Annotated in this window: 22 protein-coding genes; 11 read left to right on the top strand and 11 right to left on the bottom strand. The window is 68.4% G+C overall.

Annotated elements, in window-relative coordinates; translation table 11 throughout:
• The first annotated feature begins 1 nt into the window (after position 1).
• The 3 genes from priS to bcp are packed head-to-tail and all read left to right on the top strand — an operon-like array spanning position 2 to position 2,646.
• Positions 2-1,159, top strand: coding sequence for a DNA primase small subunit PriS (gene priS, locus HVO_RS17725; protein WP_004042882.1), 1,158 nt, complete (start codon positions 2-4; stop codon positions 1,157-1,159).
• A complete protein-coding gene (locus tag HVO_RS17730; RefSeq protein ID WP_004042883.1) occupies positions 1,156-2,151 on the top strand; it encodes a DNA replication complex subunit Gins51 in 996 nt (331 codons plus the stop codon). The genes priS and HVO_RS17730 overlap by 4 nt, the downstream gene beginning before the upstream one ends.
• Positions 2,152-2,187: 36 nt before the next feature.
• Positions 2,188-2,646 carry a thioredoxin-dependent thiol peroxidase gene (bcp, locus tag HVO_RS17735; protein ID WP_004042885.1) on the top strand — a complete coding sequence of 153 codons (459 nt, stop codon included), beginning with the start codon at positions 2,188-2,190 and terminating at the stop codon, positions 2,644-2,646.
• Positions 2,647-2,931: 285 nt separating this feature from the next.
• On the opposite strand, the gene HVO_RS17740 is transcribed toward bcp, so the two are convergent.
• Positions 2,932-5,196 carry a CDC48 family AAA ATPase gene (locus HVO_RS17740; protein ID WP_004042886.1) on the bottom strand — a complete coding sequence of 755 codons (2,265 nt, stop codon included), beginning with the start codon at positions 5,194-5,196 and terminating at the stop codon, positions 2,932-2,934.
• Positions 5,197-5,448, bottom strand: coding sequence for an Hsp20/alpha crystallin family protein (locus tag HVO_RS17745; RefSeq protein WP_004042888.1), 252 nt, complete (start codon positions 5,446-5,448; stop codon positions 5,197-5,199).
• 251 nt (positions 5,449-5,699) lie between these two features.
• Between HVO_RS17745 and HVO_RS17750 the strand changes: the two genes are divergently transcribed.
• A complete protein-coding gene (locus HVO_RS17750) occupies positions 5,700-6,482 on the top strand; it encodes an alpha/beta fold hydrolase (RefSeq protein ID WP_004042890.1) in 783 nt (260 codons plus the stop codon).
• A gap of 43 nt (positions 6,483-6,525) precedes the next feature.
• Here the strand turns inward: HVO_RS17750 and panB are convergent, their stop codons facing one another.
• Positions 6,526-7,335, bottom strand: a complete 810-nt coding sequence (gene panB / locus HVO_RS17755; RefSeq protein WP_004042892.1) for a 3-methyl-2-oxobutanoate hydroxymethyltransferase — start codon at positions 7,333-7,335, stop codon at positions 6,526-6,528.
• Between the two features lie 139 nt (positions 7,336-7,474).
• Here panB and HVO_RS17760 point away from each other — a divergent pair, with 139 nt between their 5' ends.
• The 3 genes from HVO_RS17760 to HVO_RS17770 all read left to right on the top strand — a co-directional run bounded on the left by HVO_RS17760 (position 7,475) and on the right by HVO_RS17770 (position 9,296).
• Positions 7,475-7,981: a type IV pilin gene (locus tag HVO_RS17760; protein ID WP_004042895.1), complete on the top strand. Its 507-nt coding sequence runs from the start codon at positions 7,475-7,477 to the stop codon at positions 7,979-7,981.
• Between the two features lie 135 nt (positions 7,982-8,116).
• The gene (locus HVO_RS17765; protein WP_004042896.1) at positions 8,117-8,353 is read left to right on the top strand and encodes a DUF5822 domain-containing protein; all 237 of its coding nucleotides are present in this window, start codon (positions 8,117-8,119) and stop codon (positions 8,351-8,353) included.
• Positions 8,354-8,447: 94 nt separating this feature from the next.
• The gene (locus tag HVO_RS17770; RefSeq protein WP_004042898.1) at positions 8,448-9,296 is read left to right on the top strand and encodes a translation initiation factor eIF-2B; all 849 of its coding nucleotides are present in this window, start codon (positions 8,448-8,450) and stop codon (positions 9,294-9,296) included.
• Between the two features lie 51 nt (positions 9,297-9,347).
• On the opposite strand, the gene HVO_RS17775 is transcribed toward HVO_RS17770, so the two are convergent.
• From HVO_RS17775 to HVO_RS17785, 3 genes are all read right to left on the bottom strand, one after another.
• Positions 9,348-10,466: a Gfo/Idh/MocA family protein gene (locus HVO_RS17775; RefSeq protein ID WP_004042900.1), complete on the bottom strand. Its 1,119-nt coding sequence runs from the start codon at positions 10,464-10,466 to the stop codon at positions 9,348-9,350.
• A gap of 3 nt (positions 10,467-10,469) precedes the next feature.
• Positions 10,470-11,438, bottom strand: a complete 969-nt coding sequence (locus tag HVO_RS17780; RefSeq protein ID WP_004042901.1) for a sugar phosphate isomerase/epimerase family protein — start codon at positions 11,436-11,438, stop codon at positions 10,470-10,472.
• A gap of 109 nt (positions 11,439-11,547) precedes the next feature.
• On the bottom strand, positions 11,548-12,024 hold the full coding sequence (locus HVO_RS17785; protein ID WP_004042903.1) for a GNAT family N-acetyltransferase: 477 nt from the start codon (positions 12,022-12,024) through the stop codon (positions 11,548-11,550).
• A 178-nt stretch (positions 12,025-12,202) separates the two neighbouring features.
• Between HVO_RS17785 and HVO_RS17790 the strand changes: the two genes are divergently transcribed.
• From HVO_RS17790 to HVO_RS17800, 3 genes are all read left to right on the top strand, one after another.
• A complete protein-coding gene (locus HVO_RS17790; RefSeq protein WP_004042904.1) occupies positions 12,203-12,613 on the top strand; it encodes an archease in 411 nt (136 codons plus the stop codon).
• A 91-nt stretch (positions 12,614-12,704) separates the two neighbouring features.
• The gene (locus HVO_RS17795; protein WP_004042907.1) at positions 12,705-13,817 is read left to right on the top strand and encodes a DoxX family protein; all 1,113 of its coding nucleotides are present in this window, start codon (positions 12,705-12,707) and stop codon (positions 13,815-13,817) included.
• 37 nt (positions 13,818-13,854) lie between these two features.
• Positions 13,855-15,315 carry an RtcB family protein gene (locus HVO_RS17800; RefSeq protein WP_004042908.1) on the top strand — a complete coding sequence of 487 codons (1,461 nt, stop codon included), beginning with the start codon at positions 13,855-13,857 and terminating at the stop codon, positions 15,313-15,315.
• Between the two features lie 27 nt (positions 15,316-15,342).
• Here the strand turns inward: HVO_RS17800 and HVO_RS17805 are convergent, their stop codons facing one another.
• The 3 genes from HVO_RS17805 to HVO_RS17815 form a co-directional block, all read right to left on the bottom strand.
• Positions 15,343-15,690 carry a hypothetical protein gene (locus HVO_RS17805; RefSeq protein ID WP_004042910.1) on the bottom strand — a complete coding sequence of 116 codons (348 nt, stop codon included), beginning with the start codon at positions 15,688-15,690 and terminating at the stop codon, positions 15,343-15,345.
• 105 nt (positions 15,691-15,795) lie between these two features.
• Positions 15,796-16,236: a hypothetical protein gene (locus tag HVO_RS17810; protein ID WP_004042912.1), complete on the bottom strand. Its 441-nt coding sequence runs from the start codon at positions 16,234-16,236 to the stop codon at positions 15,796-15,798.
• A gap of 209 nt (positions 16,237-16,445) precedes the next feature.
• Entirely contained in the window at positions 16,446-17,000 is a 555-nt protein-coding gene (locus HVO_RS17815; RefSeq protein WP_004042913.1) for an HAD family hydrolase, read from the bottom strand.
• Between HVO_RS17815 and HVO_RS17820 the strand changes: the two genes are divergently transcribed.
• Positions 17,000-17,488 carry a hypothetical protein gene (locus HVO_RS17820; protein WP_004042915.1) on the top strand — a complete coding sequence of 163 codons (489 nt, stop codon included), beginning with the start codon at positions 17,000-17,002 and terminating at the stop codon, positions 17,486-17,488. The two genes, HVO_RS17815 and HVO_RS17820, sit on opposite strands and share 1 nt — an antisense overlap.
• 38 nt (positions 17,489-17,526) lie before the next feature.
• Here HVO_RS17820 and HVO_RS17825 read toward each other — a convergent pair whose 3' ends face one another.
• Positions 17,527-18,672, bottom strand: a complete 1,146-nt coding sequence (locus HVO_RS17825; RefSeq protein ID WP_004042917.1) for an acyl-CoA dehydrogenase family protein — start codon at positions 18,670-18,672, stop codon at positions 17,527-17,529.
• Positions 18,673-18,771: 99 nt separating this feature from the next.
• Complete coding sequence (locus tag HVO_RS17830; RefSeq protein WP_004042919.1) at positions 18,772-19,968, bottom strand: alanyl-tRNA editing protein; 1,197 nt, start codon at positions 19,966-19,968, stop codon at positions 18,772-18,774.
• Between the last annotated feature and the right edge of the window lie 9 nt (positions 19,969-19,977).

Here is a 19,977-nt window from a genome sequence, read left to right on the forward strand (position 1 = left end):
TATGGACGGGCGCACACGCGAGTACCTCGAAGGTCGCTTCGGTGACTACTACCGGAGCACCGACGTTCCGCTCCCGCCCGCGCCGGGCGAGCGAGAGTGGGGCGTCATCCCGTGGTCGGCCGGCGGCACGCGGATGCACCGCCACCAGTCGCTGCTCGACCTCGGGGACCTCTCGGACTACCTCGCCCGCAGCGCCCCTCGACACGTCTACTTCTCGTCGGCCCGGTTTGCGGACCCCGGAGCGGGGTCGATGGACGACAAGGGCTGGCGCGAGGCGGACCTCGTCTTCGACATCGACGCGGACCATCTCCCCGGCGTCGACCCCGAGACGACGGGGTACGCCGACATGCTCGACGCCGGAAAAGACGCCCTGCTGGACCTCCTCGACCTCCTCGAAGACGACTTCGACTTCGAGGAGATGCAGGCGGTGTTCTCCGGCGGCCGCGGCTACCACGTCCACGTGCGCGACGAGTCGGTCCGCAGCCTCGACAGCGAGGCCCGCCGCGAAATCGTGGACTACATCCGCGCCATCGACCTCGACTTCGACGCGCTCATCGAGACACGACAGCACGGGACGACGACCCAGCGCGTCCTCCGAACCGAGGGCGGGTGGGGTCGGCGGACCCACCGGCGACTCCTCGACTTCGTGGACGCGCTGTTGGAGATGGAAGAAGACGCCGCGCTCTCGCGGCTGAAGGAACTCGACGGCATCGGTGACGGGCGCGCGAAGACGGTTCTCGGCGCGTTCCGCAACAACCCCGACGCCGTCCGCGAGGGCAACGTCGAGGCCGGCGGCCCCGGCGTCAGGACGCTCGTCGAGGCGCTCGCACACGAGACCGTCGAGGACCAGACCTCGCCGATAGACGAACCCGTGACGACCGACACGAAGCGGCTGATTCGCCTCCCCAAGAGCCTCCACGGCGGGTCGGGGCTCGTCGTCGAACCGCTCGACCGCGACGAAATCGACGGCTTCGACCCCCTCTCCGATGCGGTCCCGGACCGCTTCCGCGGCCGCGACATCAGCGTGAACGTGACCGACCCCGGTGAGGTCGAGTTCGACGGCGATAGCTTTACACTCGACTCCGGCGTGCAGTCGGTAGACGAGAGCCTCGGCGTGTTTCTCATGACTCGCGGTCGAGCCGAGAAGGTGACAGAATGAACGTGGACGACCTCAGGAGCGTGCTTCGGACGGAGCGACAGAAAGACAGCCTACAGCACCTCCGCGAGTCGTTCTACGAGGACGTCGCGGAGTTCATCGCCGAGCAGAAGGCGAAACGCGAGCAGAAGGCCGAACAGCTCGGCACCCACTACTCGCCGGAGATTCGGCGGCTCACGGACGAAATCGAGACCGCGGAGGAGGTCGTCACCTCCATCTACGAGCGCCGCGTCGGCAAAGTCGTCAAGGCCGCGAGCTTCGCGGCCGCGGGGATGACCTCCGAGACGGACGGGCTGACCCGCGAGGAAAAGCGGCTGTTCGACGACCTCGTCGCCCGCATCGAGGAGAACCGCGGGACGGTGCTGTCCGCGCTCGAAGACGTGTCGGCCGCCGACTCCCCGCGGGGAGACGTTGCGGCGACCGACGTGACGACCGCGGAGCCGGACGCGCCCGGGGATTCCGGGCCCGCGATTCCGCCGGACGAACCCGACCCGGAGACCGCGCCGACCGGCCCCGGAACCGACGCCAGCGCTCTCGAGGCCGTCACCGGCGACTTGGCCGCGGGCGACGTGCTCGCGGACGCGATGGGCGGCGGAACCGGCGGCGACGCCTCGAATGCGCAATCGACGCCCCAATCGGACGCCGACCGACCGGCCACCGAGGCCGCCGCGGTCTCCGGTGAGTCCGGGCCTTCGGACTCCGACGCTGCGAACTCCGGCTCTGCGGATTCCGGGCCCGCGATTCCCCCGGACGGCCCCGACCCGGAGACCGCGGCCCCGTCGGCGGGCGACACCGACACGGTGGAACCGTCCGCGGACGACCCGCTTTCCGGCCTCGCCGACGAGCGCGAGACGGTGCGCATCACCGCCGACGTGGGGACCATCCTCGGCGTCGACGAGCGCGAGTACGACCTCGCCACCGAGGACGTGGTGACGCTCCCGGCGGCCAACGCCGACCCGCTGGTCGAGCGCGGCGCGGCCGAGCGACTCGACTGAGAAAGACCCTTCTTTCCGCCGCCTGAACAGGTGGCCATGCTCGAACCCGGCGACGACGCCCCCGACTTCGAACTGCCCGACCAGCACGGCGACCTCGTCTCGCTGTCCGACTTCCGCGGCGAGCACGTCGTGGTTTACTTCTACCCGCGCGCCGACACGCCGGGCTGTACCACCGAGGCCTGCGGCTTCCGCGACTCGTGGGACGAGTTCGAAGACCGCGACGCGACGGTCCTCGGCATCAGCGACGACCCCGTGTCTGACCTCGATTCGTTCGCCGAGAAGTACGACCTCCCCTTCACGCTCCTGTCGGACGAAGACGGCAGCGTCTCCGCGGCGTACGACTCCTACGGCGAGAAGAACATGTTCGGCAAGACGTTCGACGGCGTGTTCCGCAACTCCTACCTCGTCGGCCCCGACGGGACCGTCGAACGGGTCTACGAGGGCGTCTCGCCCGACGGCCACGCCGACGAAATCCTCGCCGACCTCGACGGCTGAGCGGGCGGCCGGCCACTCCGCGCCCCCTCGCGTCGAACTGACAACTACCGACCGAGTACATTCTTTACAAACGACGGGTGACACACCGCATTTCCGGTGAAATAAACGCAGAACTCGTTGATTATTTCGCATCCCGAGAACCGCGTACCACTACGTAGCAGATGGGAGTGATATGAACGTGACGGTCGCACCGTCGCGTCGGGGTCTCCGGAACGGAAGATAGCGCCGTCGCTCAGTGGCTGGGACGCGTTCGAAAAATACGTCTGAGCGGGCGTTACGAGGCGCTTACTGGAAGGTGCGACCGACTTCCGTCTCGCGGTCGCGTTCGACCTCGCTCTTCTGGAAGCGCTCTTCGATTTCCTCGTAGCGGCGGCGCACGTCGTCGGTGACGCTCGCGCCGATTTCGTCGAGGGCGTCCTCGAAGTGATCCATCGTCACGCGGACGTTGCCGACGCTCTCGCCGATTTCCTCTTTTTGGACGCTCCGGATGAACTCGCGGGAGGCGTTCATCGACGCCTCGCGGGCGAGCGCTTCGAGGTCGGCACCGACGTAGCCGTCGGTCTTCGACGCGATTTTATCGAGGTTCACGTCGTCCGCGAGCGGCTTTTCGCGGGTGTGCACGTCGAGGATGGCGCGGCGGGCGTCCTCGTCGGGCACGGGCACGTGGACGTGGCGGTCGAGGCGACCGGGGCGCAGGAGCGCCGAGTCGATGAGGTCCGGCCGGTTGGTCGTCGCGATGACGACCACGTCTTCGAGCGCTTCGAGACCGTCGAGTTCGGTGAGCAGTTGGGAGACGACGCGCTCGGTGACGCCCGAACTCGACGAATCGCGGCCGCGCTCGGTCGCGATGGAGTCGATTTCGTCGAAGAACACCACCGTCGGGGCGTTCTCGCGGGCCTTCTTGAACACCTCGCGGACGCCCTTTTCGGACTCGCCGACGAACTTGTTCAGGAGTTCGGGGCCCTTGATGGAGATGAAGTTCGACTCCGCCTCGTTGGCGACGGCCTTCGCCAGCAGGGTCTTCCCCGTGCCCGGCGGGCCGTACATTAGGACGCCCTTGGCGGCGTCCATGTCCATCTGCTGGAACACCTCGGGGTATTCGAGGGGCCACTGGATGGTTTCGCGGAGGCGCTCTTTGGTGGGTTCGAGTCCGCCCACGTCCTCCCACGTCACGTCGGGGACCTCGACGAACACCTCGCGGAGCGCCGAGGGTTCGATGCTCTTGAGCGCCTGCTTGAAGTCGTCTTCCGTGACTTTGAGGCCTTCGAGCACTTCGGCGTCTATCTCCTCGGCGTCGAGATCGAGCTGCGGGCGGATGCGCCGCAGGGCGTGCATCGCCGACTCCTTGGCCAGCGATTCGAGGTCGGCCCCGACGAAGCCGTGGGTGCTGTCGGCGTAGGCGTCGAGGTCCACGTCGTCGGTCAGCGGCATGTTCCGCGTGTGGACCTGCATGATTTCCTTGCGGCCGTCGCGGTCCGGCACGCCGATTTCGATTTCGCGGTCGAAGCGGCCGCCGCGGCGCAGCGCGTTGTCGATGGCGTCCACGCGGTTGGTCGCGCCGATGACGACGACCTCGCCGCGCTCGTCGAGACCGTCCATGAGCGACAGCAGTTGGGCGACGACGCGGCGTTCCACGTCACCGCCGGCCTCGCTGCGCTTGGGCGCGATGGAGTCTATCTCGTCGATGAAGACGATGGCGGGCGAGTTCTCCGTCGCCTCCTCGAAGATTTCGCGGAGCTGTTCTTCGGACTCCCCGTAGTACTTCGACATAATCTCCGGGCCGGAGATGGTGTGGAACGAGGCGTCGATTTCGTTGGCGACGGCCTTCGCGATGAGGGTCTTGCCCGTCCCCGGCGGGCCGTGGAGGAGCACGCCTTTCGGCGGCTCGATGCCGAGGCGCTTGAACAGTTCGGGGTGGCGCATCGGGAGTTCAATCATCTCCCGGACCTGTTCGAGCTCCTTGTCGAGGCCGCCGATGTCCTCGTAGGTGACGGAGGGGCCACCGTCGTCACCCGGCGAAGCATCCGAAATCTGCTCGGCGGGCTTCTGGCTCACCTGGAACTCGGTGTTGTCGGTGACGACGACGGTCCCGTCGGGGTCCGTCGACGCGATTTTGATGGGGACCGACTGGTTCGACGCGCTCATGAAGCCGAAGCCGAGCGGAAGCTGGACGCTCTGACCCTGTGCGACCGGCTGGCCCGAGAGCTTGTCGCGGATGTACGTCCCGATGTTGCCGCCGATGCGGAGGTTCTGCGGGAGCGCGATGGTGACGCGCTTTGCGGGCGTCACGTCGGCTTTCTCCACGTCGACGCGCTCGTCGATGCCGACACCGGCCTGCTGGCGGAGGCGGCCGTCGATGCGGATGATGCCCGTCCCCTGGTCTTCGGGGTAGCCGGGCCAGACGCGGGCGATGGCGGTCCCGTCGTTCGGACCGTCGATGCGGATGAAATCCCCGCCTTCGAGGTCGAGTTCCGCGGCCGCGGCTCGGTCGATGGCGGCGAGCCCGCGGCCGGCGTCCTTCTGTTTGAGGGGTTTGACGATGAGTTTCATTTACTTGGTGAGGGTGATGGTGAGCACGCCGTTTCGAACCGCCACGTCGGCGTCGCCGCCGGCGGGGAGTTCGAACTCAGTCTCGGTCACGCGGTCGCCGGTGTCGGCCACGACGATGGCCGTCGACCCGACGATGTCCACGTCGACCTCGTCTTCCGAGAGACCCACGTCGGCCGCGATGACCCAGCTGTCTTCGTATTCGTACCGGCGAATGAACCGCTCGTTCCCGCCGGCGAACTGTTGCATGCTCATGGTGAGTCTAACCCAAGGTTAGCGTTTTAAGTATATAAGCCTTTCTCAGGCGAATCGGGTGACGACACCGATATGTCGCATTTCGGTTGAATTGCGGTTCACAGTCGCCACGCCTCACCGAGTAGTTCGCGGCGGAGTAACGTCAAACTAGTGGCCTCGGCAGCGGGCCGCCCGGTCGACCGACTCGCTCCGCCGCCGAAACTCGGTGCCGGGGTGGGGGTTTATTGGCTCGCGGCGACCAGTTTCGAGGTATGGAGACGGCTTCGGTGGACCACCACGGACGGGAGACAGCCTATCGACACCGCGACGCGGGGGGCGAGGGACCGACGCTCCTCTGCGTCCACGGCAGCGGCGGCGCACACGGCGTCTGGCGCGGCCAGTTCCGCCTCGCGAGCGACTACCCGGTCGCCGCACTGGACCTGAGCGGCCACGGCGACAGCGACGACGTGGACGCCGACGCCGGCTACGAGACGCTGTCGGCCTACGTCGACGACGTGGTCGCCGTGGCCGAGGAGACCGACGCGAGCGTCCTCGTCGGCAACTCGCTCGGCGGCGCAGTCGTCCTGACGCTCGCGCTCGAACGCGACCTCGACCTCGACGCGCTCGTCCTCGCGGGCACGGGCGCGAAACTCGCCGTGCTCTCGGACCTGTTGGACTGGCTCGAAAACGACTTCGACCGCGCCGTCTCCTTCCTCCACGGCGAGGACAAACTGTTCCACACCGACGACGAGCGCCTCGTCGAGGGCTCCAAAGAAGCGATGTACGACGCCGGACAGGCGGTCACCCTCCGAGACTTCCTGTCGTGTCACACGTTCGACGTGCGCGACGAAGTGAGCGAGATTTCGGTGCCGACGCTCGCGCTCGTCGGCGAGTACGACCGCCTGACGCCGCCGTCGTACCACGAGTACCTCGCGGAGACGATGCCCGACGGCGAACTCGGGACCGTCGAAGACGCCGCGCACCTCGCGATGCTCGAACGGCCGGCGGCGTTCAACGAGGCCGTGAAGTCGTTCCTCGACCGCCGCGTGGCGTAAGTCGTCGCAACCGGGCGCGAGCGCGGGTCTCGGGGTCGCGCGCTCAGTACAGTTCGTCGAGGTCGTCTTCGACGTGGCTGTGTTCGTCGGCCGGGAACTCACCGGCCTCGACGGCGTCCCGGTACGCGCCGACCGCCTTCTCCATCTCCGATTTCACGTCGCCGAACTGGGTCGCGAAGGGCGGGGTGCGGTCGCTCATGCCGACCACGTCGTCGACGACGAGCACCTGCCCGTCGCAGTCGGGGCCCGCGCCGATGCCGATTGTCGGGATGTCGATGGCCTCTGTGACCTGTTTCGCGAGGTTCGCCGGGACGTGTTCGAGGACGAGCGAGAACGCGCCCGCCTCGGCGTGGGCCTTCGCGAGGTCGAGAATCTCCTGTGCGTCGTCGCGGTCGGTGCCCTGCCTGCCGTAGCCGACCTCCTTGACGCGCTGGGGCGTTAGCCCGAGGTGGGCCATCACGGGGACGCCGAGTCGGACGAGGCGTTCGGTCAACTCGACGGTGTGGGGACCGCACTCCAGTTTGACCGCGTCGGCGTCGGCCTCCTTGAGCATCCGGCCGCAGTGCTCGACGCTCGACGCCTCGTCCACGCCGACCGAGAGGAAGGGCATATCAGCGACGACGAGGGCGTCGTCGGTCGCGCGCGCCACCGCGGCGGTTCGGCTCGCCACGTCCTCGACGGTCACCGGGAGCGTCGAGTCGTAGCCGAGCGCCGTGTTACCCATGCTGTCGCCGACGAGGACGATGTCGATGCCCGCCTCGTCGACGACGCCCGCGGTCGGCGCGTCGTACGCCGTGAGCATCGTGATGGGCTCGCTACCAGCCTTCGCCCGAATGGACCGTACCGTGACCATGCGTGTCGTTCGCGCGTCCGGGTTATCAGCGTCACCCTTGCGCGCCGCCGACCGCGAGTCGCCGGGAGTCGCGCCGGTCGCCCCGACCTGCGATTGAAGTAACACTTTACTTAGGAGGGCGCGCCTGTCCGAACGACGCATGCCCGCTTTAGCACCCTCCGAGCGCCGCTCGTCCCGCGGCATCTCCCCGGTCGTCGGCGTCTCGCTTCTCGTCGTCATCGTCGTCCTCCTCGCCGCGATGGTCGGGATGATGGTGATGGGGTTCGAAGACGTGCTCTCCGAGCCGCAACCGCAGGTGTCGTTCGACGTGGACTACCACCCCGACGGCGTCGACAACGGCGCGAACGGCGCGTACATCAACATCACCCACGAGTTCGGCAGTCTCGAAGACGGCAGTCGGGTGTTCGTCGTCGACGACGCCAACAACCGAATCGCGTGGGAAGACGTGTGGACCGGCGGCGAGACGGTCGGTCCCGCGGGCGAGTACGCCCACATCGACGGTGCCGGCTCCGACAGCGCGCTGAAGCCCATCTGCGAGGCGGGCCAGCGCTACCGGGTCGTCATCGAACACGAAGACGGGTCGTCGAGTATCCTCGTCGACTACGAGATTCCGACCGAGCCGACCTCCAAAAGCGCCGCCTGCTGAGCGACGGGGCACACCGGAACGCCGGCACCGCGGGTCGCGAGCGCGAACCGGCACGCATTAGCCGTCCCCGTGATACTGCTACCCGTGCAACCAGTCGAGCGCTCGAATCCGGACGGCGTCGATTACGGGTGGGTCATGCAGATGACCTTCGTCACGACGATTCTCGTCGGGTCGCCCATCGTCGCGGTCCTCTCCGTGAACGCGGGGCTCCAGACGTGGGGCGCGCGCGCCGAGTTCGCGATTCGCGTCGGCGCGGTCATCTGGTTCGTGACCGCCGTCGTCCTGTTCGTCTACGCCAAGCGGACCAACGCGGGCGACGGCGGGACGCCCCCCGAGGCGGAGTTAGACACCGACATCGACGCGGAGGACTGAGGTCGGCGCGAACGCGGCGACCGGGGACGCCCCCCGCGACCGCGGCGGCGCTCGCTCCCGGAAACTCTTTCACACGATACGGCGACGTTCTCGTATGATAGACGAGACCATCGAGGAGATTCGCGAGATGCAGACGCACAGCTCCTCGGTCGTCGCCGTCAAGGCCACGCGGGCGCTCGCGGAACTGACCGAGCGCGACTACGCGACCGTCGAGGAGTTCGAACGCGACCTCGAACGCAACGTCGGCGCGCTCAAGCGGGCGAACCCGTCGCACGCGTCGCTGTACAACGCCCTCCAGGACGTGCTTCACAGCGTCCAAGGCGAGGCGGACGACCTCGACGAGGCGCGGGAGCTCACCCTGTCGACCATCGACCGCGTGGTCGAGACCGTCGAGACGGGCAAGCGCCACGCGGCCCAACAGGCGGCCGCGACCATCGAAGACGGCCAGACGTTCCTCACCCACGACTACTCCTCGACGGTCATGGAGGCCGTCGAACTCGCCGTCGCCGACGGCGCGCAGCTCACCGCCTACGTGACGGAGGCCCGCCCGCGCTTCCTCGGCCGGAAGTTCGCGCGCGAACTCGCCGCCATCGACGACGTCGAGCCGCACCTGATGGTCGACGGCGCGTCCGGGATGTTCCTCCCGGGGTGCGACCGCGTCATCATCGGCATGGACTGCATCGTCGAGGAGACGCTCTACAACCGCATCGGGACGTTCCCGCTCGTCGCCGCCGCCAACGAGGTCGGCGTGCCGGTCACGGTCGTCGGTTCGGGCGCGAAAGTCGTCGACGGCGGCTTCCGCTTCGAAAACGAGATTCGCTCGCCCAGCGAGGTCATGCTCGAACCCGTCGAGGGCATCGAACTGGAGAACCCCGCCTACGACGCCACGCCGGTCGACCTCATCGACGAGGTCATCACCGACGAGGGCGTCATCGAGTTCTGAGCGGGCGGCGCGTCGCCCGCGGCCCGATTCGACTTCTCGCCGTTCGACCCGTCAGCCGAGGCTGACCCACTCGCCGGCCTCGTCGGAGCGCTCGATGGCGTCGAGAATCGACTGGACCTCGTAGCCGTCCTCGAACGACGGCGAGAAGTCGCCGCCGCCGGCGACCGCCGACAGGAACTCGTAGTTCTCGTGGACGAACGTGTGTTCCCAGCCGAGGACGTGGCCCGGCGGCCACCAGTGGTCGAGGTAGGGGTCGTCCTCGTCGGTGACGAGCACCGTCTCGTAGCCGCGGGCGTCGCCGGTTTTCACCTCCAGTTCGTTGAGGCGTTCGAGCGAGAACTGAAGGCTGCCCTCGGAGCCGTGAATCTCGATGGTGTGGTCGTTCTTGTGGCCGTCTGCGAAGCGCGAGGCCTCGAAGCTCCCGACCGCGCCGTTTTCGAACTCGGCCTGCGCGGTGTAGGCGTCGTCGACGGTCACGGGCCGGTACTCGTCCTCGCCGGGGACGGGCCGCTCGTCGACGAACGTCTGGAGATGCCCCGAGATGCGGTCGATGTCGCCGGCGCGGTCACTGACGAGGAACCGAACGAGGTCGATGGTGTGCGCGCCGAGGTCACCGAGCGCGCCGGAGCCGGCGGCGTCTTCGTCCATGCGCCACGTCCACGGCGCGTCGGCGTCGACGAGCCAATCCTGCAAGTAGCGCCCGCGAACGTGTCGAATCTCGCCGAGTTCGCCGCTCTCGATGAGTCGCTTGGCGTACCGGATGGCGGGCACGAAGCGGTAGTTGAACGCACAGCCGGCGACGCCGTCGGCCGCGCGGGCGGCGTCGCGCATCGCCTCGGCCTCGTCGAGCGTCGGCGCGAGCGGCTTCTCGCAGAAGACGCTGGCACCGGCTTCGAGCGCGGCGATGGAGGGTTCGGCGTGGAGGTGGTTCGGGCCGAGGTTGTAGAACACGTCCACGTCGTCGACCACGTCGCGCCAGTCGGTCGCGGTCGATTCGAAGCCGAAGCGCTCCGCCGCGTCGGAAAGCGCCTCCTCGTCGCGGCCGACGATGACTGAGCGCTCCACGTCGGGCGCGTCGGGGAAGAACATCGGCAGGCGGGCGAGCGCATTGGAGTGCGCCTTGCCCATGAAGCGGTAGCCGAGGACGCCGACGGAAAGTTTGTCAGTCATGAATTACTCCGCCCAGTAGGCGTCGCCGGGTTGCGTCTCGAAGACGGCACGCGAGAGCACGTCGACGGCCTTTTCGAGTCCCTCCGTGGACGACGTGAGCGCGTCCTCGTGTTCGATGGAGAGCGCGCCCTCGTAGCCGACCATGCGGAGCGTCGAGACCACGTCCTTCCAGTGGCCTTCGTCGTGGCCGTAGCCGATAGAGCGGAACAGCCACGAGCGGTCGGCGGTGTCCGCGTAGGAGGTCGTGTCGAGGACGCCCTTGATGCGCGACTCGGACTCGTAGACCTTCGTGTCCTTCGCGTGGAAGTGGTGGATGGCGTCCTCCTCGCCGAGGAACCGAATCGCGTCGGTGATGGAGATGTCCTGCCAGTAGAGGTGCGAGGGGTCGAAGTTCGCGCCGATGCGCTCGTTCGTCGCCTCGCGGAGCTTCAGCATGCCCGTGGGCTCGTAGACGAGCATGTTCGGGTGCATCTCGATGGCGATGTCCACGCCGTGGTCGTCGGCGAACGCGGCGAGGTCCGACCAGTAGTCGACGGCGACCTCCCACTGGTAGTCGTGGGCGTCGGCGTGCTCGGTCGGCCACGGCGCGGTAATCCAGTTCGGTACCTCGTCGTTCGGGCCGCCGGCGGGGAGTCCCGAGAAACAGGTGACGGTGTTCACGTCGAGGGCGTCCGCGAGTTCGATGGCCTCGCGGAGTTCGGTGTCGGCCTCGGCGGCCGTCTCCTCGACGGGGTGAAGCGGGTTGTTGTGCGTCGCGAGCGCGCTGATTTGCAGGTCTCGGCTCTCGACCGAGTCGAGGAGGTCGGCCTGCGCGTCGTCGTCCGCGAGGACGGCGCTTCGGTCGACGTGGTCCTCGCCGGGCCAGCCGCCGACGGCGAGTTCGACGCCGTCGACGCCGATACCGGACAGGTAGTCGAGCGCGTCGTCGAGGGGTTCGTCTCCGAGCGGGACGGTGAGCACTCCGATGTACATATCAACCACATATACTAGGAAGTGAATAAAAATTAAGGATACGCGCAACCGGGTCAACGGCGGCGCGGCGGCTCTCCGAATCGGCGTCGAATACGGTTCTGTCAGGCGATTACCGGCGGAGGAACTCCGAGAGCTTCTCTCTGAGGCCTGCTTCCTCGCCGAGTCGGAGGTAGAACGCGGCCCCGCCGTCCTCGTAGTAGTTGTCGATGCGGCGGCGGACCTCGAAGCCCATCCGCTCGTAGAAGTCGAGGGCGTTCGTGTTCGTCGTCCGGGCGTGACAGGTCACGACCGGATGCTCCCTCGCGACCTCGGCGACGAGTCGCTTGCCGTAGCCCTCGCCGCGGGCGTCGGGCGAGACCGCGAGAAAGAGGATGTAGCCGTCGCGCCGCGTGGAGGCGAACGCGACGAGCGCGTCGTTCTCGTAGAGGAGATACGTGTTCGACCGGCGGTAGGCGTCCATGAAAAAGCCCCGTCGCTGCTTGAGGAGGCCCTCCTCGACCCGAATCCGCTCTTTCAGGTCCCAGGCCGCCTCGGCGTACTCGCGCTGGCCGGGGGCGTCGACCCGCATCTCCACGTTGACGCTCACGTCCCGTCGTAGCCGGAGCGAGAATATAACTCCACCGTCCGTTTGCAGGTCCGACCGAAGCCGCCGTCGGCAAACCGGATAGCTCACCGACACGAACGACGCGCGAACGCGGGGGGTCCGGGACGCGAACCCGTCGCCGACCGAAAGGACGAGGGTCGGCCGCGTCCGTCCCTTCGGTATGGGATTCACGCTCCGCGACCACACCGCCGACGTGGCCGTCGAGGCCGACGGCGAGAGCCTCGGTGCCGTCTTCGCCGCCGTCGCCGACGGGCTCACCGCCGCGATGTGCGACGACCCCGCCGAGACGGGCGACCGCTTTTCGTTCGCCGTCCGCGCTGAGGGCCGCGAGGCGCTGTTGTTCGACTACCTCGACCAACTCATCTACGAGCGCGACGTGCGCGGCGTCCTCCCCGCGGCCCACGAGGCGACCGTCCGGCTGGAGGGCGACGAGTGGGTCGTCGAGGCGTCCGCACGCGGCGTCCCCTTCGCCGACGTGGACGCCCGCGACGTGAAGGCTGTCACCTACTCCGAGATGCGACTGGCGGAGACCGACGCCGGGTGGGAGGCGTACGTCGTCTTCGACGTGTGACGTTCCGATTCAATCGTTTCATACCTTCTCTCGCCCGGTTTCGGCTGTATTCATCCCGCGCCGTTATGTTCGTTCGGTCGTAACCCGAGACATGACACAGCATGTCCGCGGGGCGACCCGACTCGCCGGCCTCGTCGCGCTCCTCGCGGCGGGGGCGGGGAGCGCGAGCGCGCACGTCAAGTACGTGACGCCGGGGAGCGACCCCGTCGAAGTGGCGGCGTTTCTGTCGGCTGCGCTGACCGACCCGTTCAATCTCGCCGTCCTCGGCGCGGGCGGCGTCGGTGTCGCGGTCGCCGGTGCGGCCTACCTTCGGTTCCGACCGCTCCCGAACGACGTTCGGGCGTTCCGCCGAACGATGGCGTCCTACGAGTCGCTTCTCCCGTGGCTCCTCCGCCTCGCGGTTGGGCTCCCGCTCGTCGGCGCGGGGTTTTCGGGCTACTTCTTCTCGCCCGCAGTCCAGTCCTCGTCACCCGTCTTCGTCCGACTGTTCGGCATCACGGTCGGGTTCCTCCTGCTGTTCGGGTTCGGGACGCGCCTCGTCGCCGCGGTCGGCCTCGGAACCTACCTCGTCGGACTGGCGGTCGAGCCGGCGTTAGTCCTCGCGTTCGAGTACGTGCCGGGCTTCCTCGCCATCGCACTCGTCGGCGGCGGCCGCCCCAGCGCTGACCACGTCGTCGCCTCGATGGCCGCCGACGACCGGACGTTCTACTCCCGCATCGACCCGTTCTATCGTCGGGTCGCCCTCCCGTTCGTCGAGCGGACTCGCCACCTCGAAGCCTACGTGCCCGCGGTTCTCCGGGTCGGCCTCGGCCTCACGTTCGTCTACCTCGGCGTCGCTCAGAAGCTCATGGAGCCGGGCGACGCGCTTGCGGTCGTCGCCAAGTACGACCTCACCGCGGTCGTCCCGGTCGCACCAGAACTGTGGGTCGTCGGCGCGGGGCTGACTGAGGCGCTCGTCGGCGTCCTGCTCGTCGGCGGCGCGTTCACCAGAGCGGCCTCCGGCGTCGCCTTCCTGCTGTTCACGACGACGCTGTTCGGCCTGCCGGACGACCCCGTGCTGGCGCACATCTCGCTTTTCGGTCTCGTGTCGGCGCTGCTCGTGACCGGCGGCGGGCCGCTGTCCGTGGACCGCGCGCTTTCCAGCCGCGGCGCGGACGACGCCGAGAGCGACGGCGACGCGTCTGGGCGGTCCGCCGGCGCGTGACGGAATCCTATTGAGTCGCCGCGTCGATTGTCCGCGTATGGAAACGCGCGAGTTCGGCGACATCGAACTGCGACGGGTTCGCGAGCACGTCTGGGAGATTCCGCGGGAGGGCGAGATGAACGCCCCCGCGCGGGTGCTGGCCTCCGAGGCGCTGCTCGACCACATCGGCGACGACAAGACGCTCGAACAGCTGCGGAACGCGACGCACCTGCCAGGTATCACCAAACACGCCATCTGCATGCCCGACGGCCACCAGGGCTACGGGTTCCCGGTCGGCGGCGTCGGCGCGACCGACACCGCGGACGGCTGTCTCTCCCCCGGCGCGGTCGGCTACGACATCAACTGCGGCGTCCGGATGATGACGACGAACCTCACCTACGAGGACCTTCAGGGCCACGAGGAGGAACTCGTCGACGCCCTGTTCGAGGCCGTCCCCTCGGGACTCGGCGGCGGCGGCGTCGTCAAGGGCGACGCCGAGACCATCGAGGACATCCTCGCCCGCGGGATGCGCTGGGCGGTCGACGCCGGTTACGCCACGGACGACGACCTCGCCCACTGCGAGGACGAAGGCTTCCGCGACGACGCCCGTCCCGAGTTCGTCTCCCAGAAGGCGAAAGACCGCGGCCGCAACCAAATCGGCAGTCTCGGCTCCGGAAACCACTTCCTCGAAGTCCAGCGCGTCACGGACGTCTACCGCGACGACGTGGCCGAGTCGTTCGGCCTCGAAGCGGACCAAATCGTCGTCCTCATCCACTGTGGCTCCCGCGGACTCGGCCACCAGACCTGCACCGACTACCTCCGGCGCATCGAGCAAGAACACGCCGACCTGCTCGACGACCTGCCGGACAAGGAGCTCGCGGCCGCGCCCGCCGGCTCCGAACTCGCAGAGGAGTACTACGGCGCGATGTGCGCCGCCATCAACTTCGCCTGGGTGAACCGACAGCTCATCATGCACCGCACGCGCGAGGTGTTCGCGGACGTGTTCGACCGCGACTGGCGCGACATGGAGATGCGCCTGTTGTACGACGTGGCGCACAACATCGCCAAGAAGGAGGTCCACATGGTAGACGGCGAAGAGCGCGAACTCTACGTCCACCGGAAGGGCGCGACGCGGGCGTTCCCCGCGGGCCGGCCCGAACTCCCGCCCGCCTACGCCGACGTGGGCCAGCCGGTCATCATCCCCGGGAGCATGGGCGCGGGGAGCTACGTCCTCCGCGGCGGCGACCAGTCGCTCGACCTCACCTTCGGCTCGACCGCCCACGGCGCGGGCCGGCTCATGAGCCGAACGAAGGCGAAACAGGAGTACTGGGGCGAGACGGTGCAGGACGAGCTCCGCGAGCAGGAGAAGATATACGTGAAAGCCCAGTCGGGCGCGACGGTCGCAGAAGAAGCGCCGGGCGTCTACAAGGACGTCGACGAGGTCGTCCGCGTCTCCGACGAGTTGGGCATCGGCGACAAGGTCGCGCGGACGTTCCCCGTCTGCAACATCAAGGGCTGAGTCCCCGACCCGACCGCGTTTCGCGGCTCAGGCGACGGTCGTCCCGACCGCGCGGCGCTTGTAGAAGTAGTACGCGAGCGCCGCGAGACCGACGAACACCGCGGTCACGCCGTCACCGACCGCACCGCCCGAGAGGAGCGCCGAGACGACGCTCCCGAGACCGATGGCGAGGACGAGCAGGCCGCCGCCGAGAATCCACGCCCGCGAGTCGCGGTCGCCCTCGTCGTAGTGGCCGCGCTCGATGAGCGCCATCTCTTTTCTGTGTTCGAGGTAGACAACCGCGCCGGCGAACGCGAAGATGACGACGGCGAGGGCGACGAACGGCGCGAAGAACAGCGCGTCGCCGAGACCGAACGAGGACTGAACGGGAACCATGGTGGATAGTCGGCGCGTGAGCTATTGAATACGAGCTGATGCGTGCTCGCACGAGGTGAGCGGTGTCGTCGTTGCGCCAACGAGCGTGCGAGTCGCGGACGAGGCTCAGAACCCGCCGGGACCGCGCGGCCCCGCGTCCGGTCCTCGCGGGCCGGGCGGCCCCGAGGGGGCGCGTCCGCCGATGACGACGTAGTCGCTCTCGGGCACCGCCTCGACCTCGCGGCCGTCCTCGTATCTGACGAACGAAAGGTAGAACTCGCGGCCGCAGGGCGACGCCAATCCGGGCTGTTCGACGTCGTCGGCGTCGACCGCGTCGCCGGTCCACGACAGGGGTGAGTCGCCCTCACTCGCACCCGCGTTCTCATCCGCGCCCTCGCCGCAGACGAACCGGACGCCCTCGGCGTCTTCGAAGTCGTCTGACGGGTCGGCGTACGCCCATCCTTCGAGCGGGTACGGCGTCACCGACTTGTCGGCCAGATAGCCGTCGCGTTCGAGTTCGACGACCGCGCCGCAGTGCGGACAGTAGTACGAGACGGGGAATCCCATGGGTGAGCGTAGGACTCTGCGGGCTTAACGGCCGCGCCGGTGCGGAGATTTATCACGTATTCCGCGGCCAGCGCCCCCGTGCGTTGAGCATCGCCGCCGGGCGCAACGCGGGAGTGCGGCACGCCGCCCGGCGGAGCGACCGTGCCGCCTGTTTGCTCCCGTCGTATCTTCTGCTCTGTCCAGACCAGTCCAGTTCCTTCGACCCTCGCTCAAACGCCGGTGGGACCGCCGTCGACGTATCTGAAGGCGACGCCGGCGCGGTCGGCCGTCACCTCGTCGCGGGCCGAGTCGCCGACGAACACGGCCGAGTCGGGGTCGACCGCCATGCGTTCGAGCGTCGTGAGCAACGGCTCCGGGTCGGGCTTGCGCGTCGCCACGCTGTCGCGGCCGACGACGGCGTCGACGTGGTCCGAAAGGTCGTGCACGTCGAGCGCGACCCGGCAGGCGTCCTCGGCGTTGAGCGAGCAGACGCCGGAGGGGACGCCGTCATCGGCGAGGTGGTCCGCGAGGGGAAGGCGGTCGGAGAGCCACGCGCCCTCCCGTTCGTGGGCCGCGAGCTCTCGCTCTAGGTCGTCGCGGACGCCGGCGTCGTCGGCCGCGTCGAGCATCTTCCAGAGGTCCAGCGAGTCGGCATCGACGCCGGCGTTCCGTAGGACGGCCGCGGCGTCGCTGGCGGCGTCGTTCCAGTCGACGCGGAGGTCGACGAGCGTCCCGTCGAGGTCGTAGACGACCGCGTCGAACGCCGAGAGGTCGGGGAGCGTCATTGCCCGCAGTAGGGCACCGCGGGGAAAAGACGCTTCGGGCGAAGGCCTATACGGGACCCCGGCGTCGCTTCCCGCATGGCATCCGCGCTCCGCGACCGCCTCGCGCCGACCTCCCGTCGCTCGTCGTCGCGGCCGGCGTCTTCCTCCCGTGGATACAGGTCGACCCGGCCCACGAGGGGCCGGTCATAGACGTCTACTACGGCGGCATGGGAAACGGGCTGGAACTCGTCCACGGTATCGTCCTCCTCCCGACCGTCGTTTTGCTCTCCGTGGCCGCGCTCGCCGGACGGCGCTCCCGACGCGCGGAACTCGTCGTCGGCGTCGTCGGGGCCGTCGCAGTCCTGCGGTTCACCCAGCTGTGGGACGAGACGTTCGTCTCGGCGGCCGGCGCGTGGGTGATGCTCGTCGGCTGTCTCCTCCTCGCGGGCGTCGCCGCCGTCGACGTGGTCCGCGAGCGAAGGCTGCCGACGCTCGCCCGGAGTCCGTGAGCGACTCGACCGGCTGAAAAAGAGGTCTGCTCGCCCACTCAGTCGAGGAGCGACCGCGCGATAATCTCTTTTTGAATCTCGCTGGTCCCCTCGTAGATGGTCGTAATCTTCGAGTCGCGGTAGTACCGCTCCACGTCGAAGTCGGTGGTGTAGCCGTAGCCGCCGTGGACCTGCACGGCCTCGTTGGTCACGTCGACCGCGGCCTCGCTGGCGAAGTACTTCGCGATGGACGCCGCGGTCCGCGGGTCGTCGCCGGCGTCGGCGACGCGGGCGGCCTCGCGGACGAGCATCCGCGAAGCGTGGACCTGCGTGCCCATGTCCGCGATTTTGTGGCGAACCGCCTGAATCTTCGAGATGGGCTTGTCGAACTGCTCGCGCTCGTTCGCGTAGTCGATGGCGTCGTCGAGCGCGGCCTGCGCGAGCCCCACGGCCTGCGAGGCGATGCCGATGCGACCGCCGGTCAGAATGCGGAAGGCCGCAGAGAGGCCCTTGCCCTCCTCAGTGAGTCGGTTTTCCGCAGGAATGCGCACGTCGTCGAAGAGCAGCGCCGTCGTGTCGGACGCGCGGAGGCCGAGCTTCTCCTCTTTCTTGCCGACCTCGTAGCCGGCCGACTCCGGAACGAGGAACTGCGTGACCGACGAGGGGTCGTCGGGGTCGGTCTTGGCGAAGAGGATGCAGACGCCGCCGCGCTGGCCGTTCGTTATCCACTGCTTTTTGCCGTTGATGACGTACTCGTCACCCTCGCGCCGGGCGACCGTCGACATCTCCGCGGGGTTCGACCCGGCGTCCGGCTCGGAGAGGCCGAACATGCCGACCGGTCGGCCGCGGACCATCTCGGGGAGCCACGTTTCCTTCTGTTGGTCGGTAGCGAACTCGGCGATGCACTCGGTGGCGAGACAGTGCACGGAGAGCGCGGTGGCGACGGCGAGTTGGCCGTAGGCGACCTCCTCGTTGACGACGGCGTAGGTGGCTCGGTCGGCACCGAACCCGCCGTACTCCTCGGGGACGGTCAGGCCGGTCAGGTCGAGGTCAGCGAGGCCGTCCCACACGTCCTCCGGGAACGCCTCCGTCTCGTCGGCCTCGCGCGCAGTCGGGCGAATCTCCTCGACGGCGAACTCGTGGACCACGTCGCGGATGGCCCGTTGCTCGTCGGTCAGACCCGTGGCAGACCCTACGGTTTCCATGGTGATGAGTACGGACCATCATTGAAAAAGATGATTGGACTGGCGGTCGTCCGTCGGGCGTCAGCACGCCACAGTCTCGGTCGCTGTGCGGGACTCCACTCAGTCGCGTAGGTACGCGAGAACCTCGTCGGCCGGCGCTCCGAGACCGCCGCCCTGCGCGAACGTCGGCCCGCCGCCGCCACCGCCGCCGAACTCGTCTGTCACCTCGGCGACGACCTTCCCGGCGGCCGCGTCGCCGGCGCTGGCGACGACGACGAACGGCGCGTCCGACTCGCCGACGGCGACGAACACGTCTACGGCCGCTCCGTCGCGGGCCTCTTTGGCGGCCTCCCCGACCTCGTTCGCGTCGAAGCCCGAGACTGCACCGACGTTCCACGTCAGCCCGTCGCGTTCGACCGTCTCGAAGTCCGCGAGTCGGGAGCGCAGTACCTCGGACTTGAGGTCCGCGAGTTCGGACTCCAGTTCTTCGCGCGCGGCCGCGGCTGCGGCGGCTGACTCTCCGAGGCCGTCGAGGTTCGTCCCGAGCGCTCGGGCGGCCTCGTAGGCGGACCCGCGGACCGCGGCGCGGCGGTCGACGGCCGACGACCCGACCGCGAACTCGACGCGGGTGAGACCCTCGCCGGGGTTCGACCGGCCGAGCACCTCGACCGGCCCGATTTCGACGGTGTTCGAGACGTGCGTGCCGCCGCAGGCCGCCCAGTCCCAGCCGTCGATGGAGACGACTCGGACGGTTTCGGACTCGGAGAAGACGCCTTCCTCGGTCTTGACGTTGAACGCGATTTCCTCGCGGTCGCGGGCCTCCGCGACGGATATCTCCTCCCACGACACCTCGCGGCTGTCCCACACCGCCCGGTTGACGAGGCGCTCCAGTTCGACGAGCGCGTCGTCGTCGACCTCGGTCGAGGTCTCGAAGTCGACGCGGACCTTCTCCGCGGAGATGTCGAAGCCGCCGTAGCCGAGGTCGTCGAAGATGCGGCGACCCGCGCCGTAGAGGACGTGACTGGCGGTGTGCGCCCGCATGCAGTACGTCCGGAAGTCGTCGTCGACGACGCCCGTCGCCTCGTCGCCAGCGGCGAAACCGGGGTCGGCCGCGAGGTCGTGGACGACCGCGCCGTCGGCGTTCGTGCGGACGTGTTCGACGTCGACGCCGCCGAGAACGCCCCGGTCGGCGGGCTGGCCGCCGCCTTCTAGATAGAAGTACGTCTCGTCGAGAACGACCGACCGACCGTCGACGCGCGTCACCGTCGCGTCGAACGCCCGGACCGTCGGGGAGTCGGGTGCGAGTGAGTCGGACATATGCGCGTC

Origin of the sequence: Haloferax volcanii DS2, assembly GCF_000025685.1 — an archaeon.
GTDB lineage: Archaea > Halobacteriota > Halobacteria > Halobacteriales > Haloferacaceae > Haloferax > Haloferax volcanii.